General features: G+C 68.9%; 20 protein-coding genes. 8 read left to right on the top strand and 12 right to left on the bottom strand.

What is annotated here, in order from left to right:
- Positions 1-74: 74 nt before the first annotated feature.
- Entirely contained in the window at positions 75-1,421 is a 1,347-nt protein-coding gene (locus MFF64_RS02630) for an MFS transporter (RefSeq protein WP_238189450.1), read from the bottom strand.
- A 145-nt stretch (positions 1,422-1,566) separates the two neighbouring features.
- Between MFF64_RS02630 and cyoA the strand changes: the two genes are divergently transcribed.
- The 8 genes from cyoA to MFF64_RS02590 all read left to right on the top strand — a co-directional run bounded on the left by cyoA (position 1,567) and on the right by MFF64_RS02590 (position 10,040).
- On the top strand, positions 1,567-2,673 hold the full coding sequence (gene cyoA / locus MFF64_RS02625) for a ubiquinol oxidase subunit II (RefSeq protein WP_238189448.1): 1,107 nt from the start codon (positions 1,567-1,569) through the stop codon (positions 2,671-2,673).
- Between the two features lie 43 nt (positions 2,674-2,716).
- Positions 2,717-4,762 (top strand): cytochrome o ubiquinol oxidase subunit I, encoded by a 2,046-nt coding sequence (gene cyoB, locus MFF64_RS02620; RefSeq protein WP_099903114.1) that lies wholly within the window; start codon positions 2,717-2,719, stop codon positions 4,760-4,762.
- Positions 4,763-4,772: 10 nt separating this feature from the next.
- On the top strand, positions 4,773-5,405 hold the full coding sequence (gene cyoC, locus MFF64_RS02615) for a cytochrome o ubiquinol oxidase subunit III (protein ID WP_238189445.1): 633 nt from the start codon (positions 4,773-4,775) through the stop codon (positions 5,403-5,405).
- Positions 5,402-5,797 carry a cytochrome o ubiquinol oxidase subunit IV gene (gene cyoD / locus MFF64_RS02610; RefSeq protein ID WP_099900691.1) on the top strand — a complete coding sequence of 132 codons (396 nt, stop codon included), beginning with the start codon at positions 5,402-5,404 and terminating at the stop codon, positions 5,795-5,797. The genes cyoC and cyoD overlap by 4 nt, the downstream gene beginning before the upstream one ends.
- On the top strand, positions 5,794-6,534 hold the full coding sequence (locus MFF64_RS02605) for an SURF1 family protein (protein ID WP_425324333.1): 741 nt from the start codon (positions 5,794-5,796) through the stop codon (positions 6,532-6,534). The genes cyoD and MFF64_RS02605 overlap by 4 nt, the downstream gene beginning before the upstream one ends.
- A 299-nt stretch (positions 6,535-6,833) precedes the next feature.
- The gene (locus tag MFF64_RS02600) at positions 6,834-8,129 is read left to right on the top strand and encodes an ATP-binding protein (protein ID WP_238189602.1); all 1,296 of its coding nucleotides are present in this window, start codon (positions 6,834-6,836) and stop codon (positions 8,127-8,129) included.
- 1 nt (position 8,130) lies between these two features.
- Positions 8,131-8,667, top strand: coding sequence for a response regulator transcription factor (locus MFF64_RS02595; RefSeq protein WP_238189443.1), 537 nt, complete (start codon positions 8,131-8,133; stop codon positions 8,665-8,667).
- Between the two features lie 125 nt (positions 8,668-8,792).
- The gene (locus MFF64_RS02590; protein WP_238189441.1) at positions 8,793-10,040 is read left to right on the top strand and encodes an acyl-CoA dehydrogenase; all 1,248 of its coding nucleotides are present in this window, start codon (positions 8,793-8,795) and stop codon (positions 10,038-10,040) included.
- A 442-nt stretch (positions 10,041-10,482) separates the two neighbouring features.
- Here MFF64_RS02590 and MFF64_RS02585 read toward each other — a convergent pair whose 3' ends face one another.
- From MFF64_RS02585 to MFF64_RS02535, 11 genes are all read right to left on the bottom strand, one after another.
- On the bottom strand, positions 10,483-12,204 hold the full coding sequence (locus tag MFF64_RS02585) for a thiamine pyrophosphate-dependent enzyme (RefSeq protein WP_238189439.1): 1,722 nt from the start codon (positions 12,202-12,204) through the stop codon (positions 10,483-10,485).
- Positions 12,205-12,352: 148 nt separating this feature from the next.
- On the bottom strand, positions 12,353-12,820 hold the full coding sequence (locus MFF64_RS02580; RefSeq protein ID WP_099902308.1) for an opioid growth factor receptor-related protein: 468 nt from the start codon (positions 12,818-12,820) through the stop codon (positions 12,353-12,355).
- A gap of 53 nt (positions 12,821-12,873) precedes the next feature.
- Positions 12,874-13,974 carry a dimethylsulfone monooxygenase SfnG gene (sfnG, locus tag MFF64_RS02575; RefSeq protein ID WP_238189436.1) on the bottom strand — a complete coding sequence of 367 codons (1,101 nt, stop codon included), beginning with the start codon at positions 13,972-13,974 and terminating at the stop codon, positions 12,874-12,876.
- Positions 13,975-14,159: 185 nt separating this feature from the next.
- Positions 14,160-15,410 (bottom strand): acyl-CoA dehydrogenase family protein, encoded by a 1,251-nt coding sequence (locus tag MFF64_RS02570; RefSeq protein ID WP_099903363.1) that lies wholly within the window; start codon positions 15,408-15,410, stop codon positions 14,160-14,162.
- Positions 15,411-15,554: 144 nt separating this feature from the next.
- Positions 15,555-16,652, bottom strand: a complete 1,098-nt coding sequence (gene alr, locus MFF64_RS02565; protein WP_099903361.1) for an alanine racemase — start codon at positions 16,650-16,652, stop codon at positions 15,555-15,557.
- Positions 16,653-16,831: 179 nt separating this feature from the next.
- Positions 16,832-18,319 (bottom strand): replicative DNA helicase, encoded by a 1,488-nt coding sequence (locus MFF64_RS02560; RefSeq protein WP_099901743.1) that lies wholly within the window; start codon positions 18,317-18,319, stop codon positions 16,832-16,834.
- 290 nt (positions 18,320-18,609) lie between these two features.
- On the bottom strand, positions 18,610-19,182 hold the full coding sequence (gene rplI / locus MFF64_RS02555) for a 50S ribosomal protein L9 (RefSeq protein ID WP_238189434.1): 573 nt from the start codon (positions 19,180-19,182) through the stop codon (positions 18,610-18,612).
- A gap of 106 nt (positions 19,183-19,288) precedes the next feature.
- The gene (locus MFF64_RS02550; protein WP_099901087.1) at positions 19,289-20,254 is read right to left on the bottom strand and encodes a DUF2232 domain-containing protein; all 966 of its coding nucleotides are present in this window, start codon (positions 20,252-20,254) and stop codon (positions 19,289-19,291) included.
- A gap of 107 nt (positions 20,255-20,361) precedes the next feature.
- Positions 20,362-20,613, bottom strand: a complete 252-nt coding sequence (rpsR, locus tag MFF64_RS02545) for a 30S ribosomal protein S18 (RefSeq protein WP_012332436.1) — start codon at positions 20,611-20,613, stop codon at positions 20,362-20,364.
- Between the two features lie 3 nt (positions 20,614-20,616).
- Positions 20,617-21,096: a 30S ribosomal protein S6 gene (gene rpsF, locus MFF64_RS02540; RefSeq protein WP_238189432.1), complete on the bottom strand. Its 480-nt coding sequence runs from the start codon at positions 21,094-21,096 to the stop codon at positions 20,617-20,619.
- Positions 21,097-21,671: 575 nt separating this feature from the next.
- A complete protein-coding gene (locus MFF64_RS02535) occupies positions 21,672-21,851 on the bottom strand; it encodes a hypothetical protein (RefSeq protein WP_165795648.1) in 180 nt (59 codons plus the stop codon).
- Between the last annotated feature and the right edge of the window lie 168 nt (positions 21,852-22,019).

Genomic DNA, 22,019 nt, shown 5'->3' with positions numbered 1-22,019 from the left:
CGGTGCTCCTGTCTCTCCGCTCGTGCCGCGCGCTTCGCGACGAACCGGCATCCCGGTCCGTTGCGGGACGCGCTTCAGGCCGACACCCCGAGCCGCCGGTTGAGCCCGAGCGCGCCGAGCGTGCAGACCGCGCCGGACAGCAGGTACACGCCGACCCACGGCAGGCCGAGATGGCTCGAGGCGTAGAGCGCGACCAGCGGGGCGAAGCCGGCGCCGACGAGCCAGGCGAGGTCGGAGGTCAGCGCCGAGCCGGTATAGCGGTACTTGGTGCCGAAATTCTCCGCGATGGCGCCCGAGCTCTGGCCGTAGGCGAGGCCGAGCAGCGCGAAGCCGACCACCACGAAGATCGTCTGCCCGGCCATGCTGTCGCCGAAGAGCAGCGGGGCAACGATGCTGCCGAGGGCGAACAGGCCGATCAGGGCGGCGGCGAGCGCGATGGTGGAGCGCCGCCCGATCTGGTCGGCGATCAGGCCCGACATGATGATCGTCATCGTGGCGATGGTGGCGCCGGCGAACTGCACCATCAGGAACTCGCCGACCGAGCGGCCGGTGAACAGGTTGATCCAGCTGACCGGGAACACCGTGACGAGGTGGAACAGCGCGTAGCAGGCCAGCGGCACGAAGGCGCCGACCAGGATGTTGCGGCCGCTCGCCCGCACCGTCTCGAGGACCGGCTCCGGCTCGAGCTCGTCGGCCTCGAGCAGGCGGCGGAACTCCTCCGTCGCCACGAGGCGCAGGCGCGCGAACAGCGCCACCACGTTGATGGTGAACGCGACGAAGAACGGGTAGCGCCAGCCGAAGCCCATGAAGTCGGCATCCGACAGCTGGAGCTGGAAGAACGCGAACAGCCCGCTCGCCAGCATGAAGCCGACCGGCGCGCCGAGCTGCGGCAGCATCGCGTACCAGCCGCGGCGGTTCTCCGGCGCGTTGAGGGCGAGAAGCGAGGCGAGCCCGTCCCAGGCGCCGCCGAGCGCCAGGCCCTGGCCGATCCGGCACAGGCCGAGCAGCACCGCCGACCAGTGCCCGATCGTCTCGTAGCCCGGCAGGAAGGCGATGAGGCAGGTCGAGAGGCCGAGCAGGAAGAGCGCGATGGTGAGCTTCGTCGCCCGGCCGTAGCGCCGGTCGATCGACATGAACAGCACCGAGCCGACCGGCCGCGCCACGAAGGCGAGGGCGAAGAGCCCGAACGAGTACAGCGTGCCGGTCACCGGCTCGGCCCACGGGAACACCAGGCGCGGGAAGACCAGCACGCAGGCGAGGCCGAACACGAAGAAGTCGAAGAACTCGGAGGTGCGGCCGATGATGACCCCGAGGGCGATCTCGCCGGGGGCGACGTGGCCGGGCTCCGACGAGACCAGGCGGGCATCCCGTTCCGGCTTGGAGGAGTTGGCGGCGGCGGGGTCCGCCGTGATCGTGGCCATATCGGAATCCTGCTTCGTCACTCTACGAAGACCCCTTCCTTAGAGGAGAACCGGCCCTTTGGGGGCCTGGACAAAACGTCCAATCCCGCGAGTGCCCCGGCGGGCGTACAGGACAGGAGCCGAAAGCTGATCGTCCGGGCTGCCCGTGAAACACTTGCGCCTCCTCCTCGTACTTCCGTTCATCCTCCTCACCGGAGGATGCAATATGGTGCTCCTGTCGCCCGCGGGCGACGTGGCGCTGCAGCAGCGTAACCTGCTGATCGCCTCCACGGTGCTGATGCTCCTCATCATCGTGCCGGTGATGGCGCTGACCGTCGCCTTCGCCTGGCACTATCGCGAGGGCAACAAGAAGGCGGTCTACGACCCGAGCTTCCATCACTCGATTGGTCTCGAGGTGGTGATCTGGTCGGCGCCACTGCTGATCATCGTGGCGCTCGGAGCGCTCACCTGGCTCGGCACCCACCTGCTCGATCCCTATCGGTCGGTCAGCCGCATCAGCGCCTCGAAGCCGATCGTGTCGAGTGTCGGCGACCCGATGGTCTCCGGCAAGCCCCTGGTGGTCCAGGTCGTCGCCCTCGACTGGAAGTGGCTCTTTCTCTACCCCGAGCAGGGCATCGCCTCGCTCAACGAGGTCGCTGCCCCCGTCGACCGGCCGATCGAGTTCCGCATCACCTCCTCCTCGGTGATGAACTCGCTGTTCATCCCGGCGCTGGCCGGCCAGATCTACGCCATGCCGGGCATGCAGACGCGGCTCAACGCCGTGATCAACAAGGCCGGCGACTACGAGGGTTTCTCGGCCAATTACAGCGGAGCCGGGTTCTCCCACATGCGCTTCACCTTCAAGGGCGTCGACGAGGGCGGGTTCAGCGCCTGGGTCGACAAGGTCAAGCAGGAGGGCGGCGGCCTCACCCGGGCCGACTACCTGAAGCTCGAGCGCCCGAGCGAGAAGGAGCCGGTGCGCTACTACAAGACCGTCGACGCCGACCTCTACGACGCGATCCTCAACATGTGCGTCGACCGCGCCAAGATGTGCATGCACGACATGGCGGCGATCGACGCCCGCGGCGGCGGCGGCCGCGAGGGCCTGCACAGCGTCATGAGCCTCACCTACGACAAGGCCGTCCGCCGCGGCACCGGCGCGACCCAGCAGGCGACCTTCGTCACCGCGCTCTGCACCCCCGCCGACGCCTACGGCCTCGGCAACGCCTCGAAGACGTCCGCCGCGTCCCCTGCGACGCCGCGCCTGAACTGAGAGCCCGGACCCCGACAGAACGACCCGCATTCCAGGCTGAGCCATGAATTCCGAGCACAATCCGATCGAAGCCTACCCGCATTGGTGGCGGCTGCTGTTCGGCCGCTTCACCATCGAATCCCTGCCGCTCCACGAGCCGATCGTGGTGGTGACCTTCGTCGTGGTGGCGTTGGGCGGCCTTGCCATCCTCGGCGCGCTGACCCGCTACAAGCTCTGGGGGCCGCTCTGGCGCGACTGGCTGACCAGCGTCGACCACAAGAAGATCGGGATCATGTACATGGTCCTCGGCCTCGTCATGCTGCTGCGCGGCTTCGCCGACGCGGCGCTGATGCGGTCGCAGCAGGCGATCGCCCATGGCGGCGCCGAGGGCTTCCTGCCGCCGCACCACTACGACCAGATCTTCACCGCCCACGGCGTGATCATGATCTTCTTCGTGGCGATGCCGCTGGTCACCGGGCTGATGAACTTCGTGGTGCCGCTGCAGATCGGCGCCCGCGACGTCGCCTTCCCGTTCCTCAACAACTTCAGCTTCTGGATGACCGCCGGCGGCGTCGTGCTGACGATGATGTCGCTGTTCGTCGGCGAGTTCGCGGCCACCGGCTGGCTCGCCTATCCGCCGCTGTCGAACATCGCCTACTCGCCGAGCACCGGCGTCGACTACTACATCTGGGCGCTGCAGATCGCCGGCGTCGGCACGACCTTGTCGGGCGTCAACCTGATCGCCACCATCGTCAAGATGCGGGCGCCGGGCATGTCGATGATGAAGATGCCGGTCTTCACCTGGACCTCGCTCTGCACCAACATCCTGATCGTCGCCTCGTTCCCGGTGCTCGGGGCTGTGCTGGCGCTGCTCACGCTCGACCGCTACGTCGGCACCAACTTCTTCACGAACGATCTCGGCGGCAACCCGATGATGTACGTGAACCTGATCTGGATCTGGGGCCACCCCGAGGTCTACATCCTGGTGCTGCCGGCCTTCGGCATCTTCTCCGAGGTGGTCTCGACCTTCTGCGGCAAGCGCCTGTTCGGCTACGCCTCGATGGTCTACGCCACGGTGGTCATCACCATCCTGTCCTACCTGGTCTGGCTGCACCACTTCTTCACCATGGGGTCGGGGGCGAGCGTCAACTCGTTCTTCGGCATCACCACGATGATCATCTCGATCCCGACCGGCGCGAAGATCTTCAACTGGCTGTTCACCATGTATCGCGGCCGGATCCGCTTCGATCTGCCGATGATGTGGACCGTCGCCTTCATGCTGACCTTCGTCATCGGCGGCATGACCGGCGTGCTGCTCGCCGTGCCCCCGGCCGACTTCGTGCTGCACAACTCGCTGTTCCTGGTCGCGCACTTCCACAACGTGATCATCGGCGGCGTGCTGTTCGGCCTGTTCGCCGGCATCTACTACTGGTGGCCGAAGGCCTTCGGCTTCCGCCTCGACCCGTTCTGGGGCAAGGTGTCGTTCTGGTGCTGGGTGGTCGGCTTCTGGGTCGCCTTCATGCCGCTCTACATCCTCGGCCTGATGGGCGTGACCCGGCGCATGAGCTCCTTCGCCGACCACTCGCTGCAGCCGCTCTTCGTGATCGCGGCCTTCGGCGCCCTCCTGGTCGCCTGCGGCATCGCCGCGATGATCGTCCAGTTCGCCGTCAGCATCCTGCGGCGCGAGCAGCTCGCCGACCTCACCGGCGATCCCTGGGGCGGCCGCACCCTCGAATGGGCGACGTCCTCGCCGCCGCCGGCCTACAACTTCGCCTTCACCCCGCTGGTGCATGACGGCGATGCCTGGTGGGACATGAAGAGCCGCGGCTACAAGCGTCCGCTGGAGGGCTACAAGCCGATCCACATGCCGAAGAACACCGGCGCGGGCATCATCATCTCGGCCATCGCCACCGTCTTCGGCGTCGCCATGGTGTGGTACGTCTGGTGGTTGGCGGCGATCGCCTTCGTGGGCGTGATCGCGGCGACCATCATCCACACCTTCAACTACGACCGCGACTACTACATCCCCGCCGACGAGGTCGCGCGGACCGAGGACGAGCGCACCCGCGCACTCGCCCTCGCCCCGGCCCCCACCCCCGTCGGCGCCTGAGGACCCCGCCATGGCACAGTCACAGACCGTCACGGCGAGCGACGCCGAGCTGCACTTCTATGTCTCGGACGACGAGCACGGTCACGCCGAGGGCGGGACCATGCTCGGGTTCTGGCTCTACCTGATGAGCGACTGCCTGATCTTCGCGATCCTGTTCGCGACGTACGGCGTGCTGGGACGGAACTACGCGGCGGGCCCGTCCGGCGCGGACCTGTTCGATCTCAAGCTCGTGGCGGTGAACACCGCCATGCTGCTGTTCTCCTCCATCACCTACGGCTTCGCCATGCTGGAGATGGAGAAGGGCGACCAGCGCATGACCCAGCGCTGGCTGGCGATCACCGGGGCCTTCGGCCTCTGCTTCATCGGCCTCGAGCTCTACGAGTTCGCCCACCTGATCCACGAGGGCGCCACGCCCCAGCGCAGCGCCTTCCTGTCCTCGTTCTTCACCCTGGTCGGGACGCACGGCCTGCACGTCACCTTCGGGCTGATCTGGCTCGTGACCCTGATGGTGCAGGTGCACCAGCGCGGCCTGATCGAAGCCAACCGCCGCCGGCTGATGTGCCTGAGCATGTTCTGGCACTTCCTCGACGTGATCTGGATCGGCGTCTTCACCTTCGTCTACCTGATGGGGTCCCTGACATGAGCGCCCGCGCGCCCGCTTCCGACGACGTGCACGTCGAAGTCGTCCACGACCACCACGAGGCCGGCCACGGCAGCCGGAAGGGCTACATCACCGGCTTCGTCCTGTCGGCGATCCTGACGGCGATCCCGTTCTGGCTGGTGATGGCCGAGGTCTTCACCGATCCACGCGTCACCTCGCTCGTCATCATGGCCTTCGCGGTCGTGCAGATCGTGGTTCACATGATCTACTTCCTGCACATGAACGCGCGCTCGGAAGGCGGCTGGACCATGATGGCGCTGATCTTCACCATCGTGCTGGTGGTGATCGCTCTGTCGGGCTCGCTCTGGGTGATGTACCACCTCAACACCAACATGATGCCGATGTCGCCGGGCGACATGCGCAACATGCCGTGACGATCGCGAGCGACGATCGACAGACACCGGCCGGGGCGGCTCCGCCCCGGTCCGCCCCGGGGGCCAAGCGCCTCGTCCTGGTGGCGCTCTCGCTCCTGGCGACCGCCCTGTTCGTCGGTCTCGGGATCTGGCAGGTCGAGCGCCGGGCCTGGAAGCTCGACCTCATCGCCCGAGTCGAGGCGCGGCTCGCGAGCCCCCCCGTCCCGGCGCCCGGCCGGGCCGAGTGGCCAAAGATCTCCCGCGATGCCGACGAGTATCGCCGCGTCACGGTGCAAGGCCGCTTCCTCTCCGACCGTGCCGTCCGCACCCTGGCGGTGACCGAGAAGGGCGCCGGCTCCTGGCTCCTCGTCCCCCTCGTGACCGAGGCCGGCGACACGATCCTGATCAATCGCGGCTTCGTGCCGGCCGATTGGCAGGCCGTATCCGGAGGCGGGGAGAGGACGGTGACGGGCCTGTTGCGCCTGCCCGAGCCCGGCGGCGGCTTCCTGCGCAGCAACGATCCGGCCCACGACCGCTGGTATTCCCGCGACGTCGCGGCGATCGCGGCGGCCAAGGGCCTCGGTCCGGTGGCGCCCTACTTCATCGACGCGGATGCATCGGCCAATCGCCCCGGTGGGCCGGTCGGCGGGCTCACCGTCGTGGCGTTCCGCAACCATCACCTGATCTACGCACTAACTTGGTTCGGGCTGGCGGCGTTGTCGGGCTATGCGGCCTATCGGGCGCTGCGCGAGCGGTGAGGCGGGTTCTTCAGGGTGATGAGTTCGAGACAGGACGAACGCGCGAGAACCCTCCCCCCTCTGCGGGGGAGGGTGGCCTGCGGAGCAGGCCGGAAGAGGGGCAGCGCGACGCTAGTCCAGGTGGCGCCCTCCAGAACGACTCAGTCTTTTCCGGAAGCGTGGTTCCCCCCTCCCTCCCCCCTCCGCGGGGCACCCTCCCCCGCAGAGGGGGGAGGGTTCGGGCGCGCGCTGGTCGCACTCCCGTGATCGACGGATCTGATCTGCGAGCCATCCTCGTCACCGCCGCGCGCCACCTCGGCATCGGCTCCCTGGCGGGCCTCGGCGAGTCCGGCACGCCCGAGGATCATGATGGCGGCCGCCAGAACCTTCTGCTCCTGGTGCAGTTGCGCTGGATCGCGGTGGCGGGCCAGGTCGTCACCATCGCGGTGGCGCAAGCGGGCCTCGGCATCGCGCTGCCGCTCGGGCCCATGGCGGTGGTACTGGCCGGGCTCGTCCTCCTCAATCTCGTCAGCCTGGGCTGGATCGCCCGCGGCGGTGGCGTCACCGAGGGCGTGCTGTTCGTCGCACTCCTCCTCGACGTCGTGGCGCTCACGCTGCAGCTCTCCCTGAGCGGCGGCGCCACCAACCCGTTCACCTCGCTGTTCCTGCTCCAGCTCACCCTGGCGGCGGTGCTGCTGAGCAGCCGGGCGACGATCGGCCTCGTCGCCATCACCACCGCGGCGCTCGGCGTGCTGATGCTGGCCTACCGCCCGCTGGTGCTGCCGCCGGGCGACAGCGACGAGCTGTTCCGGCTCTACCTCGTCGGCATGCTGGTGAGTTTCGTGATCGACGCGGCGCTCATCGCGGTGTTCGTCACCCGGATCTCGCGCAACCTGCGCCGGCAGGATGCCCGCCTCGCCGACCTGCGCCAGCGCGCGGCGGAGGAGGACCACATCGTCCGGATGGGGCTGCTGGCCTCAGGCGCGGCGCACGAGCTCGGCACGCCGCTCTCCTCGCTCTCGGTGATCCTCGGCGACTGGCGCCGGATGCCGGAACTGACGTCCTCCCCCGACATCGCCCGCGAGATCGAGGAGATGCAGGAGGCGGTGGGGCGCTGCAAGGCGATCGTCACCGGCATCCTGCTCGCCGCTGGCGCCGCCCGTGGGGAGGCGCCCCACCTCACCACCGTGCGCAGTTTCGTGACCGAGCTCGTCGGCGACTGGCGGCGGATGCGCTCCTGCTTCTGCCTCCAGGTCCGCGACGAGTTCGGCGAGGACGAGGAGATCGTCTCCGACACCGCCCTCAAGCAGGTGCTGTTCAACGTCCTCGACAACGCGCTGGACCTATCGCCGAACTACGTCGAGCTGGTGCTCTTGCGCGACGGCGACACCCTGCGGCTCTCCGTCACCGATCGCGGCCCGGGTTTCGCGCCAGAGATGCTGGCGCGGCTCGGCCAGCCCTATACATCGAGCAAGGGCCGCCTCGGCGGCGGGCTCGGGCTGTTCCTGGTCGTCAACGTCGTGCGCAAGCTCGGCGGCACGGTGGAGGCCCGCAACCGCAGCTATGGAGGCGCCGTCGTGACCATCAGCCTGCCGCTCTCGAGCCTGACGGTGTGAGATGCCCGACGAGGACCGCCTGCTCGTCATCGTCGAGGATGACGACCGCTTCGCCGCCACCCTGACGCGCTCGTTCGAGCGGCGCGGCTACACGGTGGTGAGCCTGGCCGGGCTCGCACCACTCGAGGCCCTGCTCGCCGAGCGCACCCCGACCTACGCCGTGGTCGACCTGAAGCTCAACGGGGAGTCGGGCCTCGCTTGCGTCAAGGCCCTGCACGACCACGATCCCGGCATCCTCACGGTGGTGCTGACGGGCTATGCCAGCATCGCCACGGCGGTCGAGGCGATCAAGCTCGGCGCCTGCCACTACCTCGCCAAGCCCGCCAATACCGATGACATCGAGGCGGCCTTCTCCAAGGCGGAAGGCGACGTCGACGTCACCCTCGACGGCCGGCCGACCTCGATCAAGACGCTCGAATGGGAGCGCATCCACCAGACCCTGGTCGAGACCGACTTCAACATCTCGGAGACCGCCCGGCGGCTCGGGATGCATCGCCGGACGCTGGCCCGCAAGCTCGACAAGCAGCAGGTCAAGTAATCCTGTCCCGTGCCGCGGCCCCCGGGCCGCCTGCATGGCTGGAGCGTGCGGAATGCGGTTTCGCATCCTGGCGAACTCGGCGCACCCGGGGTAACGTCCCGCCCGAAATGCAAGGAGGAGACGAGATGAACGCCCCGTCCGCCGCGGTCGCGACCCAGACCAACCTCAGCCCGGTGAAGCCCCATGAGGGGACCCGCGGCGCGTTCCGGTGGGACGACCCGTTCCTGCTCGACGACCAGCTCACCGACGATGAGCGCCTGATCCGCGACTCCGCCCGCAGCTTCGCCCAGGAGCGCCTGCTGCCCGGCATCGTCGAGGCCTATGCCGAGGAGAAGACCGACCGCTCGCTCTTCAACGCCATGGGCGAACTGGGCCTCCTCGGTGTCACCCTGCCGGAGGAGTATGGCTGCGCCGGCGCGAGCTACGTCGCCTACGGCCTCGTCGCCCGCGAGGTCGAGCGGGTCGATTCGGGCTACCGCTCGATGATGAGCGTGCAATCCTCGCTCGTGATGTACCCGATCTACGCCTATGGCGACGAGAACCAGCGCAAAAAGTACCTGCCGAAGCTCGCCTCGGGCGAGTTCGTCGGCTGCTTCGGCCTGACCGAGCCGGATGCCGGCTCCGATCCGGCCGGCATGAAGACCCGGGCCGACAAGATCGACGGCGGCTACCGGCTGTCCGGCGCCAAGACCTGGATCTCGAACGCCCCGATCGCCGACGTGTTCGTGGTGTGGGCCAAGTCCCCGGCCCACGACAACCAGATCCGCGGCTTCGTCCTGGAGAAGGGGATGAAGGGGCTCTCGGCGCCGAAGATCAAGGGCAAGCTGTCCCTGCGCGCCTCGGTCACCGGTGAGATCGTGATGGACGGCGTCGAGGTGCCGGAGAGCGCGCTGCTGCCCAACGTCTCGGGGCTGAAGGGGCCGTTCGGGTGCCTGAACCGGGCGCGCTACGGCATCTCCTGGGGGGCGCTGGGCGCGGCCGAGGATTGCTGGCACCGGGCGCGGCAATACACGCTCGACCGCAAGCAGTTCAACCGGCCGCTCGCCCAGACGCAGCTGGTGCAGAAGAAGCTCGCCGACATGCAGACCGAGATCGCGCTGGGTCTCCAGGGCTCGTTGCGGGTCGGCCGGCTGTTCGACGAGGGCCGGATGGCGCCCGAGATGATCTCGCTGGTCAAGCGCAACAATTGCGGCAAGGCGCTGGCGATCGCCCGCGAGGCGCGCGACATGCACGGCGGCAACGGCATCATGGGCGAGTACCACGTGATGCGCCACGCCCAGAACCTCGAGACGGTGAACACCTACGAGGGCACCCACGACGTGCACGCCCTGATCCTCGGCCGGGCGCAGACCGGACTGCAGGCCTTCTTCTAGGTACCTGCGGCCGCGCGATCCACATCTGATCTGCGGCCGACGATGACCGGACGCCCCTGCGCGGCGCCCATCGACGCATCGTCGGGATCGCCCGAGCGGCGGTCCTGTCGGGCTGCTTGCGTTACCGATTCGGGGCTGCCGCTTCGTGATACTCTGATCAGGAAACGGCAGCCGGGAGCCGAGGTTGGGCCACCGCCTCCGGCATTGGCTGGACGCACGCGTAATACCGCCGCGCCTTCGAACGGACGCGTTCGACGGTGCCAGGCAAGCCCGAATGGGCGCCGGCGCTGATGCGCCGGTCGCCTTCGCGTCGATGCGAAGGCGCGAGGGTATAAGCCGATGCCGGCGCATCTCTCCATCGAGTGCCGGACCCGCCAAATCGAACAAGTCGAACAAGGCGGGTCTCCATCGGCCCACCGTCCCCACACGCGCGTCGCAGCCCTCAGGCGATGACAGCGTCCTTGAGCATCTCGACCACGCTCTTGGCGCGCTCCTGACCGGCCAGAAGGCCTTTCGCGGAGTAGAGCGCCATGCCGAAGACCTGCCCAGGCTCGATCTTGGGTGGCATCACCAGTTCGTCGCGCACCGTCACGACATCGAGGAGGGCCGGGCCGGGAGCCGCGAGCCACGCCTTGACGGTATCCTCCAGGGTGTCCGGGTGATCGACGCGCTGACCCCACCAGCCGGCCGCCTCCGCGAGCTTGGCGAAGTCCGGGTTGTGGAGATCGGTAAAGGTGTCGAGCAGGCCCTCGACCTTCTGCTCGATCTCGACGAAGCCGAGCGTGCCGTTGTTGAAGACCACGACCTTGATCGGCAGCTTCTCCTGCACGGCGGTCAGAAGGTCGCCCAGCAGCATCGTCAGGCCGCCGTCGCCGGACATGGAGATGACCTGACGGTCGGGATAGGCCGCCTGTGCCCCGAGCGCCTGCGGCATGGCATTGGCCATCGTGCCGTGCGAGAGGCTCACCACCGTGCGGTTCGCCCCGGTCGCCGGAATGTGGCGCAGGCACCAGACCATCGGCGAGCCGCCGTCGGCGGTGTAGACGGCGTCGGGCGCGGCGTGGCGGGCGATCAGCTCGGTCAGGTATTGCGGGTGGACGAGGCCCTGGTGGCCAGGCGTGGCGCGCGCGTCGAGCGCCGCCTCGGCCTTGCGGGCGTGACGTAGCGCGGCGTCGAGGAAAGCGCTGTCCTCGCGCGGCTCGACGAGCGGGATCAGCGCCTTGACCGTATCCGCGATGTTGCCGACGGCCGCGATGTCGACCGGGTGGCGCCGGCCGAGATGCGTGGCGTCGATGTCGATCTGAAGGATCGTCGCCTTGCTCGGGTAGAATTGCCGCCAGGCGAAGTCGCACCCTAGAAGGAGGAGCGTGTCGCACTCCATCAGCGTGTGATAGCCGCCGGCCGTCCCGAACACGCCCGTCATGCCGACGTCGTACGGGTTGGCGTATTCCAGGAAGTCCTTGGCGCGGCTGGTCCGTGCGACCGGCGCCTTCAGGCGCTCGGCGAGCGAGACGATCGCCTCTCGTGCGCCCTCGCATCCTGATCCGCCGTAAATGGCGATTTTCCTGCCCCGGTTGAGCGCGTCGGCGACCGCCTGAAGCTCGGCGTCGGACGGACGGATCACGGGGCGGGCGCGGTGGACCGCGAAGTCGGGCTCCTCCGGTGCCTCGGCCTTGGACACGTCGATCGGCACGATCAGGACGGCGACCCCCTTGTGCGCGAGGGCCGCCTGCGCCGCCATCGCGGTCATCCGCCTGGCCTGCGCCGGGGTCCGGATCTCCTCGCAGAAGACCGTCCCCTTGGCGTAGACCGCCTTGAAATCGACCTCCTGCGGGAAGTCGAAGCCCAGTTCGTCTCGCGTGATCTGGCTGGCAATCAAGACGACGGGCGCCCGATTGCGGTTCGACTCCCAAACGCCGTTGATGAAATGCAGGCTGCCCGGCCCGCAGGATCCCGCGCACAGAGCCAGCTCGCCGGTCAGCAGGGCATCCGCTCCGGCAGCCAAGGCGCCAGCCTCTTCGTGGCGGACATGAACCCAGCGCAGGTCGCTGCGACGGATCGCGTCGGTGACGTAGTTGAGCGTATCCCCGGGGATGCCGTAGCAACGCTTCGCGCCGGCGGCCGCGAGGGTTGCGACGATCACGTCGGCTACACGTCTGGACATCGTGACTCGACCTCTTTGGTGCACTGCACAAACGACCACCGGTTAACGGGTCCGGTGCCTCGATGTTCCCCTGCGAGAGATTCGCGACGTCGAGGGTTTCCCGATCATCCGCAGGGTGTGCAAATTCCAATCATCAGTAGGAAGATGATTAGGCAACTGTCCTCCGCCAGTAATCCAGGCTCCCCGGATTCACGGGGGAGCCTGCCCTGTCGTTGAGGCGGAGAACGGCCTCGTGGAAGGCCTCGGCCTCCTCCAATCCGACGAGGTCGCGCAGGGAGGTGAGGATGCGGGTGATCCGCAGGTGGTTGTGGTCGAAGGCCGTGAGCCACCCGTCGGTCCCGGAATAGAAGCGCAGCATCCGGTCGCGGGCGGCCAGGAGCCCGGCTCGCGCCGCCGGATCGGCCCGAATCGCTGTGGCCTCCGCCGCTCCGAGCACCGGCGCTCCCGGTACCGCCCGGCTCGGCTCCGCGAGTGGAAACAGCCACTGGATGAAGTCGTGCACGCGCTCGATGTGCGCGTCGTCGAAGGCCAGCACCTCGGCGAGGCTGCGCCCACGCCCGTCGCGACCGTCGCCGGCCAGGAAGGCGTGAATCGGTCCCGCGCTCGCCTCGGTCATGGATGCCTCCCCTGGAAATAGCCCCATCAGGATAGGGCGGGGAGGCCGCACCGTCAGGCCGCCGCCCTCCGCTCGGCCCGCGCCGCTTCCAACGTCCGCACCCGCGGGATCACCTGCTCGCCGAAATACGCCACCTCCTCCTGGAAGTGCAGGAAGCCGAGGAGCGCGAGATCCGCGCCCGCATCCTTGAGCGCCAGGATGCGCTCGGCGATCTGGTCGGGCGTGCCGATCAGGTTCGAGCGGAAGCCGTCATTATACTGCACCAGATCCTCGAAGCTGGACTTCGCCCAGTTGCCCTCGCGCTCCGGCGAGGCGGCGCCGGCATTCTTCACCTCGTGGCCGAAGGCGCGCACCGCCTCCGGGTCGGCTTGGTCGATGATGTCCTGCAGCACCGCCCGGGCCTCCTCCTCGGTGTCGCGGGCGATCACGAAGGCGTTGACGCCGATCTTCACGCTCCGCCCCTCGGCGTGAGCCTTGTGGCGGATATCGTCGACCTGGACGCGGAGATTCTCCGGGGTGTTGCCGTTGGTGAAGTACCAGTCGGAGACCCGGGCCGCCATGTCCCGCGCCGCCCGCGACGAGCCGCCCTGGAAGATCTCGGGCAGGGGCGCGGCCGGCTTCGGCTTCAGGGTGTAGCTCGTGTAGCGGTAGAAATCGCCCCGGAAGGTGAAGGCGTCCTGGGTCCAGATCCCGCGGAGACTGCGAATGAACTCCTCCGAGCGGCGGTAGCGCTCGTCATGGTCGAGCCAGGGTTCGCCGATCGCCCGGAACTCGCCCGAGAACCAGCCGCTGACGATGTTGACGGCGATGCGCCCGCCGGTGAGCTGCGAGATCGTCGCCACCTGCTTCGCCGCTAGCGTCGGGTTCCATGGACCGGGCAGGATCGCGGCGATGACCGTCAGGCGGTCGGTCGCGGCGAGCAGCGCGTGGCTGAAGGCGACCGATTCGTGCTGGTACTCGGCGCCGTAGCCGGCGGTGAAGCGGATCTGGGTCAGGGCGTAGTCGAAGCCCGCCCGCTCGGCGATCCGCGCCAGCTCCCGGTTGTAGTCGGCGTCCCAGGATGTGCGCTGCGGGATCTTGCTGATGACGAGGCCGCCGGAGACGTTCGGCACCCAGTAGGCGAAGCGGATCGGCTCAGGGGTCTGCTGTGTCATGGCGGGTCCTCGCTCGTCTTCTCGCAAGAAGAGCCGGTACCGCCCGGGCGGGCGGTGCGGTTGACCCTGAGTATCCGGAGCGTATTCCGCCTCGTCAAAAGCATCGTCGTGCTTTTTTGCTGCCCGCGCGGAAAACCCGTTCTCCCGATCGGGCTCTCCGTGCGGGTGATCTTCCTTTCGCCCGGTCAGGCCTTCGGCCGCTCGCGGTTCCCGTACTGCGCCAGCTCGAGCCGGGCGATCGAGCGGTTATGGACCTCGTCCGGCCCGTCGGCGAGGCGCAGGGTCCGGATGCGGGCGTATGCATAGGCGAGGCCGGCATCGCTGCTGACGCCGGCGCCGCCATGGGCCTGGATCGCATCGTCGATGATCTTGAGCGCCATGCGCGGGGCGGCGACCTTGATCATCGCGATCTCAAGCTTGGCGCCCTTGTTGCCGACCTTGTCCATCATGTCGGCCGCCTTGAGGCAGAGGAGCCGCGTCATCTCGATGTCGATCCGCGCCTCGCCGATGCGCTGCTCCCAGACCGAGTGGTCGGCGATGCGCTTGCCGAAAGCGACGCGGCCGAGCAGGCGCTTGGCCATCTTCTCCAGCGCTTCCTCGGCCACCCCGATGGTGCGCATGCAATGGTGGATGCGCCCCGGCCCGAGGCGCCCCTGCGCGATCTCGAAGCCGCGGCCCTCGCCGAGGAGCAGGTTCTCGGCCGGCACCCGCACGTCGTGCAGGATCACCTCGGCGTGGCCGTGCGGCGCGTCGTCGTAGCCGAAGACCGGCAGCATCCGCACCACCTCGACCCCAGGGGTGTCGAGGGGAACGAGGATCTGCGACTGCTGCTGGTGCAGGGGGGCACTGGTGTCGGTCTTGCCCATCACGATCGCGACGGCGCAACGCGGGTCGCCGACGCCCGAGGACCACCACTTGCGGCCAGTGATGACGTAATGGTCGCCGTCGCGGCGGATCCGGGTCTCGATGTTGGTGGCATCGGACGAGGCCACGTCCGGCTCGGTCATCAGGAAGGCCGAGCGGATCTCCCCCGCCATCAGGGGCGTGAGCCAGCGCTCCTTCTGGGCCCTGGTGCCGTAGCGGTGCAGCACCTCCATGTTGCCGGTATCGGGGGCCGAGCAGTTGAATACCTCGGAGGCCCACTGGATCCGGCCCATCTCCTCGGCGCAGAGCGCGTAGTCGAGGTTGGTCAGCCCCGCGCCGCGAAAATCGCCGTCGTCGTGCTGAGGCGAGGGGGGCAGGAAGAGGTTCCACAGGCCTGCCTCGCGGGCCTTGGGCTTCAGGCGCTCGATCACCGGCACCGGCTGCCAGCGCTCAGGTCCGAAGGCCTCCATCTCTGCCTTGTAGGTCGGCACCGCCGGGCGGACATGCTCGTCCATGAAGGCCCGGACCCGGTCGCGCCAGTGGCGCTGCCGCTCGGAGAGGGTGAAGTCCATCTGCGGTTCCTCCCGTCGCCGGGGTCTCGCGCCCCGGCCTTGCCGGGCCGGAGCCTAGCGCCAACCGCGCGAGAGCAAAACCGTCTTTTCGAAAGGTGTGGGAGATGTGCGCTGCGCCGGCTCCGTACCGGGTTTTCGAAGCTCTCAGTCCCGATACACCCGCTCGTAGCGCCGGCCGAGATTGGTCAGGATCTCGTAGCCGATCGTGCCGGCGTTGCGCCCCACCGCGTCGAGGTCGAGCCCGTCGCCGATGAGGGTCGCGGGCGCCCCCCGGACCAGGGCCTCGTCCGGCGCCTCGGTGACGTCGAGGATGATGAGGTCCATCGAGACGTTGCCGGCGAAGGGGCAGCGCACGCCACCGACCACAGCCTCGCCGCGGCCGGTCGAGGAACGCGGATAGCCGTCGGCGTAACCGATCGACAGGGTGGCGAGGCGCCGCCGCCCCGGCGCGGTCCAGCGCGCGTTGTAGCCGGCGGTCTCGCCGGCTGCGACCTCGCGGATCTGGAGGATGCCGGCTTCGAGCCGCACCACCGGGCGCATCGGGTTGTCGCGGCCGGGCCGTGGATTGCCGCCGTAGAGGGCGTAGCCCGGCCGCGCGAGGTCGGCGCGGCAGGAGGGCAGGAAATCGCCCGAGGAATTGGCGAGGGAGGCGCGGAGTCCCGGATAGGCGGCGCGCACCCGCGCGAACTCGGCGGCCTGATGGTCGGTCAGGGGATCGTGCGCGACCTCGGCGCTGACGAGATGGCTCATCAGCAGGTCGATGCCAGCCTCGGCCACGACCGGGTCGCCGGCGAGCGCCAGTCCCTCCGGCACCGACAGGCCGAGGCGGTTCATGCCGGTATCGACGTGGAGCGCCGCCGGGCGCGTCACGCCCTCAGCGCGGTTCGCCGCCGCCCACTCGGCGATTTCTTCGCGCGAGCCGAGCACAGGGCGTAAGCCCGCACCGCGGTAGGCCGGCGCGCGACCCGGCGGAAACCCATTGAGCACGTAGATCGCCGCTTCCGGCACGGCCTCCCGGGCGGTCAGCGCCTCCGACAGATGGGCGACGAAGAAGGTGCGGCAGCCCTCGGCCCACAGGGCCGGGGCGGCCCGGGCGATCCCGCACCCGTAGGCGTCGGCCTTGATGACCGCGGCGGTCTCGGGGCATTCCGCCGCCCGGGCGAGGATCCGCCAGTTCGCCCGCAGGGCCGCGAGGTCGATGATGAGGCGGCCGCCGTGGCCGATCGGGGTGGGCTCGGTCATGATCTCGCTCCTGGCGCCCGGTCTACCCTCTGACGAGGGGTAGCGCCAAGGCCGCAGCGAGGGGCGGCCTGACCGAAAGTCAGACGCTCCCACCCGAACCTCACGGTGTCATCCCGGGTGTGCCGGGCCCCCGGGATGACGATCGAGGGCTTCATCTCGGTTCCTGCGTCGACAGGGCGTCAGTGGGTATCCGGCAGCCGGTCGCCCTGGGCGAGGTTCGAGAACCGGGTGATCTCGGCGTCGAACTGCAGCTCGACCGTGCCGGTGGGGCCGTGGCGCTGCTTGCCCAGGATCACCTCGGCCTTGCCATAGACGCGGTTCATCTCGGCCTCCCAGGTGAAGAACTCCTCCGTGCCCTCGCGCGGCTTCTTGTTCTTGACGTAGTATTCCTCGCGGAAGACGAACATCACTACGTCGGCGTCCTGCTCGATCGAGCCCGATTCGCGCAGGTCCGAGAGCTGCGGCCGCTTGTCGTCGCGGGCCTCGACCTGGCGCGAGAGCTGCGACAGGGCGATGATCGGTACCGCCAGCTCCTTGGCCAGCGCCTTCATGCCGGTGGTGATCTCGGTCATCTCCTGCACCCGGTTGTCGCCCTTCTTCGAGGCGCCGGAGAGGAGCTGGAGGTAGTCGACGACGAGGAGATCGAGGCCGCGCTGGCGCTTGAGCCGCCGCGCCCGGGCGGCGAGCTGGGCGATCGAGATGCCGCCGGTCTGGTCGATGTAGAACGGGATCGTCTGCATGTCCCGGGCGGCGTCGGTAATCTTGTAGAACTCCTCCGGCCGGATGTCGCCGCGGCGGATCTTGTAGGAGGCGACGCCCGACTGCTCGGCGATGATGCGGGTGGCGAGCTGCTCGGCCGACATCTCGAGCGAGAAGAAGCCGACGATGCCGCCGTTCTTGGTCGCGATGGTGCCGTCGGGCTGCTTCTCGCCGACATAGGCCTTGGCGATGTTGAACGCGATGTTGGTGGCGAGCGAGGTCTTGCCCATGCCGGGCCGGCCGGCCAGGATGATCAGGTCCGAGGCCTGCAGGCCGCCCATCTTGGCGTCGAGGTCGGACAGGCCGGTGGCGATGCCCGACAGCCGCCCCTCGCGCTGGTAGGCCTTGGCCGCCATGTCGACCGCCGCCGTCAGGGCGTCGGAGAATTTCTGGAAGCCGCCGTCGTACTTGCCGGTCTCGGCGAGTTCGTAGAGCCGGCGCTCGGTCGACTCGATCTGGTCGCGCGGCGAGGTCTCGACCGGGGCCTCGTAGGCGCCGTTGACCAGGTCCTCGCCGATGGTGATGAGCCGCCGGCGCAAAGCGAGGTCGTAGATCGTGCGGCCGTAATGCTCGGAATTGATGACCGTGGTCGCCTCGGCGGCGAGCCGGGCGAGGTACTGGCCGACGGTGAGGCCGCCGAGATCCGCGTCGCCCAAATAGGTCTTGAGGGTGATCGGGCTCGCGAGCTTGCCGGCCTTGATCAGGCTGATCGACACCTCGTAGATCCGCCGGTGCACCTCCTCCATGAAGTGCTCGGGCAGCAGGAAGTCCGACACCCGGTAGAACGCGTCGTTGTTGACCAGGATCGCGCCGAGCAGCGCCTGCTCCGCGTCGATGTTGTGCGGCGCGACGCGGTATTCCTGCTGCACGGGCTCGAGATTCGCCGTCAGGGTGCTGGGAATGGCCATCCGGCGGGGCTCCGGCTTATCGAGGGGGGCGGCACGGGTCGGGACGACCGCATGTCAGATCATAAACGCTGCGGCGACCATCGCACTGTCGTCGTTGACCAAACCTTGCATCCTTGACCGAACCTTGCCCGAGGGGCCGCGGGCGGTCGTCCGAAACGAAGGCGGGGCCCGCGACTCACGCCGCGGACCCCGTCATGCTGGAACAAAATGGGAACATGTCAAGCCCGGTGCGCGGGCTTGTCCCCGCTGTCCCGGTTATCCCACCCGGAGAGCGGGAGAGCCGTGGATGATCAGCGGTCGCTGTCGGCGTCCGGGCCGGCCTCGGCCAGGGCGGCACCGACCTCGAGGCCGAGATCGTCGAGGTTGAACTCCTCGCGGGTGGTGGTCGACTCGCCGCGGGCCTGGCGCTCGGCCTCCTCGGGGCTGCGGGCAACGTTGACGGTCACCGCGACCTCGACCTCGGGGTGCAGCACCACCGGGACGGTGTGCAGGCCGAGCGTCTTGATCGGCTGCGCAATGCTGAACTGGTCGCGGTTGATGGTGAAGCCCTCCTGGGTCACCACCTCCGCGAGGTCGCGCGGGGAGACCGAACCGTAGAGCACGCCGGTCTCGCCGGCCTGGCGGATCAGCACGAAGCTCTTGCCGTTCAGGGTCTCGCCGACCTTCTCGGCCTCCGAGCGGCGCTCGAGGTTGCGGGCCTCGAGCTGGGCGCGCTGGTCCTCGAAGCGCTTCTTGTTCGCCTCGGTGGCGCGCAGGGCCTTGCCGCGGGCGAGCAGGAAGTTGCGGGCGAAGCCCGGCCGCACCTTCACGGTCTCGCCCATCTGGCCGAGCTTGGCCACGCGCTCGAGCAGGATCACTTCCATGGTCGTCGTCCTTTGCTGTGAGGCCTCGTCGGCCTCGGATGGTGATGGCGGAGCGTTCCGCCGTCGGGGATCCGGATCGCCTGGGCGGCCCGGGGATTCGAGGGCGTCAGGCCACCGGAGGCGCCTGAACCGGCCGGCGGCGCCCGGTGAGGGCGACGACCAGGCCGAACAGGGCGAGCGCGGCGAGCGCCAGCCCCTGCGTGAGGAAGACCAGCACGTAGAGGCCGATCAGCAGCGGCGTGCGGCCGGGCTTGCCCCGGCTGCGGTCGTGGAGCGCCGCCAGGCCCTGCAGCGCCAGGGCGGCCGAGAGGGCCCCGAGCAGCGCGACCCCGAACGCCCCGGCATAGCCCGGCGCGACCGAGAGCACGGCGCCGATGACCAATCCCCACAGGGCCCGGCGCGGCAGGGCGGTGGCGGGCAGGTCGGGCCAGGGCCGGGCTAAGCGGCCGGAGATCTGCACCACTCGGGCGCCGGCCCAGAGATAGAACGTCAGCAGCAGGGTGAAGGTCGTCGCCATGATGGCGGGCGCGAGGCCGGCGACCCGCTCGGCGATGCGGGCGAGGTCGTCCTCCTCCAGCCCGGCGCCGCGGGACGGAGTCTCCTGCATCTGCAGTTGCAGCATCGCCCGGGCGAGGCGGCGGACCCGCTCCTGGTAGGCGGCGTGGTCGCCGGAGGACAGCATCACCACGACGACGAGGGCGATGGCGGCGGTGACGGCGACCCAGGCCAGCAGCCGGCCGGTCGGGTACCATTCCATCTCGCCGGATGGCGTCCCACCGGAGGCTTTGGGCCGCCCCAGCAGCGCGAGGTAGCCGAGCCACCAGGCGGGAAGCGCCGTCGAGACCAGGAAGGCGAGGCCGCGCAGGGGCGAGGAGACGATCGCGAGGGCGAGCGTGCCGGAAGCGGCGGCCACGAGGCCGGTCCGGTGGCTCCAGCCCATCGCCACGATCAGGATCGGCAGCGGGGCGAGCAGGTAGAGGGCCAGCGCGAGCGGCGTCGCCTGGACGACGACCCCGATCAGGAGCGCCGAGGCGAGGCCGGCGACGACGCCGATGCCGGTGTGACGAACCATGACGAACCCGTCCGCTGTCCCGCCGCCCGTTCGGGCGGGGTTAGAGGCGGAAGACATCCGCCCCAGCGACCCGGCGGCACGCGGCCGCCGGGTTGTTGATCAGAGATTTAGCGGATCACGTAGGGCAGGAAGCCCAGGAAGCGGGCGCGCTTGATCGCCTGGGCGAGCTCGCGCTGCTTCTTGGCCGACACCGCCGTGATGCGCGAGGGCACGATCTTGCCGCGCTCGGAGACGTAGCGCGAGAGCAGCTTCACGTCCTTGTAGTCGATCTTCGGGGCGTTGGGGCCCGAGAACGGGCAGGTCTTGCGCCGACGGAAGAACGGACGACGGCCACCGCCGCCACCAGCACCGAAAGCCATGGCTTACTGCTCCTCGTTCGTGTTGCGCTCAGCGCGCTCCGGGCGCTCGGCCCGCTCAGGACGCTCGCCGCGCTCCCCACGGTCGCCGCCGCCGAAGCCGCCGCCGAAGCCGTCATCGTCGCGGCGCCGGCCGCGCTCGCGGTCCTTGCGCTCGTCACGGTCGCGCTTCTGCATCATCGCGGACGGCTCGGTCTCGAGCTCCTCGACGCGCACGGTCATGAAGCGCAGCACGTCCTCGGAGATGCGCATCTGGCGCTCCATCTCGGCGAGGGCCGCCGGGGGAGCGTCGATGTTGAGGAGGGTGAAATGCGCCTTGCGGTTCTTGCGGATGCGGTAGGCGAGGGACTTCACGCCCCACATCTCGGTCTTCTCGACCTTGCCGCCGTTCTGCTCGATGACGGACTTGTAGGTCTCGATCATCGTTTCGACCTGCTGCGAGGTCACGTCCTGGCGAGCCAGGAACACATGCTCGTAGAGAGCCATGATGGGCCTTTCTCAGGGAGACTAAGGCCCGCTGCCTGAGAGCACGGGCGTGCGTCGGGCGTCGGGCCGGTTCGTCCTCGCGTCGCACGGCGCCAAGCCCTTCGAGCCTGCAAAGGCCCGAGCGGTTGTTCGAAGGCGGAGACACGGGACGACGGGGCGAACCCCTATGTCAGGCCAAAGGCCCGACACCGTCCGTTCAGCCCCCGGCCGGAGCGAACGCGAGGCGCGGCCTATAGCAGGTTTTCACGCGAGGGCAAGAGGCGACGCTCCGGGAACCGGGGCGATCGCTTCAGCCCCGGAGCGGGTTTGGGCCGGGCGAGGTGGAGGATCGTGGTTCAGCCGGGACTCGGCGTTCCGCGCGGCCCCCATGCCGTCAGCTTTGTCGATCCTCGACCACATCTCAGCCCTGACGGATCCGCGCCAGCATTGGCAGGTGATCGACCCGCGATCAGGCAGGTCTCCTCACGCAGGATCTTTGATCCCCACCAGCCACTCCCAGAAGGGAGAAGGGATCCCGTACTGCCCTCTCGTCGCGCCCGTGCGTCCAGACAGCCGCGCGGAAGCCATGTCCGGCGTCAGCCCCGCGATTCGGATGCGGCGCGGGCGGATTGGGCCATGCGGATCAGTTCCCGCACGGTGAACTCGTGGTGCTCGGGCGGCTCAGCCTCGGCCGGTCGGGTGGCTTCGCGGGCCATCGCTGCGCGTTGCGTGCGCCGGGTGAGCCCGGCCCGCCATGCCTGCGCCAACGCTATCATGGGCGCCCCTCCCGTGATCAGTCAATAAAGGCTAACAAACCTTCGTCATGCGATAAAGTCTTGACAGGAGAATTGTCGGCTCACCGGGTTCGGCAGGGGGCGCCGTCCGGCCCGCCAAGCGCTTGCTGCTGCCGTGTTATTTGCGTGGGAGCGCGGCGCTGCAAATCG

This window comes from Methylobacterium frigidaeris, assembly GCF_022179185.1.
GTDB classification, from domain to species: Bacteria; Pseudomonadota; Alphaproteobacteria; order Rhizobiales; family Beijerinckiaceae; genus Methylobacterium; species Methylobacterium frigidaeris.
This window is presented reverse-complemented; position numbering and strand designations above follow the sequence as displayed.

Coding starts and splice junctions, on each gene's coding strand:
- rpsF (WP_238189432.1), bottom strand. CDS start 21,096: ATGGCTCTCTACGAGCATGTGTTCCTGGCTCGCCAGGACGTGACCTCG.
- MFF64_RS02595 (WP_238189443.1), top strand. CDS start 8,131: ATGCCCGACGAGGACCGCCTGCTCGTCATCGTCGAGGATGACGACCGC.
- MFF64_RS02535 (WP_165795648.1), bottom strand. CDS start 21,851: ATGATAGCGTTGGCGCAGGCATGGCGGGCCGGGCTCACCCGGCGCACG.
- MFF64_RS02550 (WP_099901087.1), bottom strand. CDS start 20,254: ATGGTTCGTCACACCGGCATCGGCGTCGTCGCCGGCCTCGCCTCGGCG.
- alr (WP_099903361.1), bottom strand. CDS start 16,652: ATGACCGAGCCCACCCCGATCGGCCACGGCGGCCGCCTCATCATCGAC.
- cyoD (WP_099900691.1), top strand. CDS start 5,402: ATGAGCGCCCGCGCGCCCGCTTCCGACGACGTGCACGTCGAAGTCGTC.
- sfnG (WP_238189436.1), bottom strand. CDS start 13,974: ATGACACAGCAGACCCCTGAGCCGATCCGCTTCGCCTACTGGGTGCCG.
- cyoC (WP_238189445.1), top strand. CDS start 4,773: ATGGCACAGTCACAGACCGTCACGGCGAGCGACGCCGAGCTGCACTTC.
- MFF64_RS02585 (WP_238189439.1), bottom strand. CDS start 12,204: ATGTCCAGACGTGTAGCCGACGTGATCGTCGCAACCCTCGCGGCCGCC.
- MFF64_RS02560 (WP_099901743.1), bottom strand. CDS start 18,319: ATGGCCATTCCCAGCACCCTGACGGCGAATCTCGAGCCCGTGCAGCAG.
- MFF64_RS02590 (WP_238189441.1), top strand. CDS start 8,793: ATGAACGCCCCGTCCGCCGCGGTCGCGACCCAGACCAACCTCAGCCCG.
- rpsR (WP_012332436.1), bottom strand. CDS start 20,613: ATGGCTTTCGGTGCTGGTGGCGGCGGTGGCCGTCGTCCGTTCTTCCGT.
- MFF64_RS02570 (WP_099903363.1), bottom strand. CDS start 15,410: ATGGACTTCACCCTCTCCGAGCGGCAGCGCCACTGGCGCGACCGGGTC.
- cyoB (WP_099903114.1), top strand. CDS start 2,717: ATGAATTCCGAGCACAATCCGATCGAAGCCTACCCGCATTGGTGGCGG.
- MFF64_RS02630 (WP_238189450.1), bottom strand. CDS start 1,421: ATGGCCACGATCACGGCGGACCCCGCCGCCGCCAACTCCTCCAAGCCG.
- rplI (WP_238189434.1), bottom strand. CDS start 19,182: ATGGAAGTGATCCTGCTCGAGCGCGTGGCCAAGCTCGGCCAGATGGGC.
- MFF64_RS02580 (WP_099902308.1), bottom strand. CDS start 12,820: ATGACCGAGGCGAGCGCGGGACCGATTCACGCCTTCCTGGCCGGCGAC.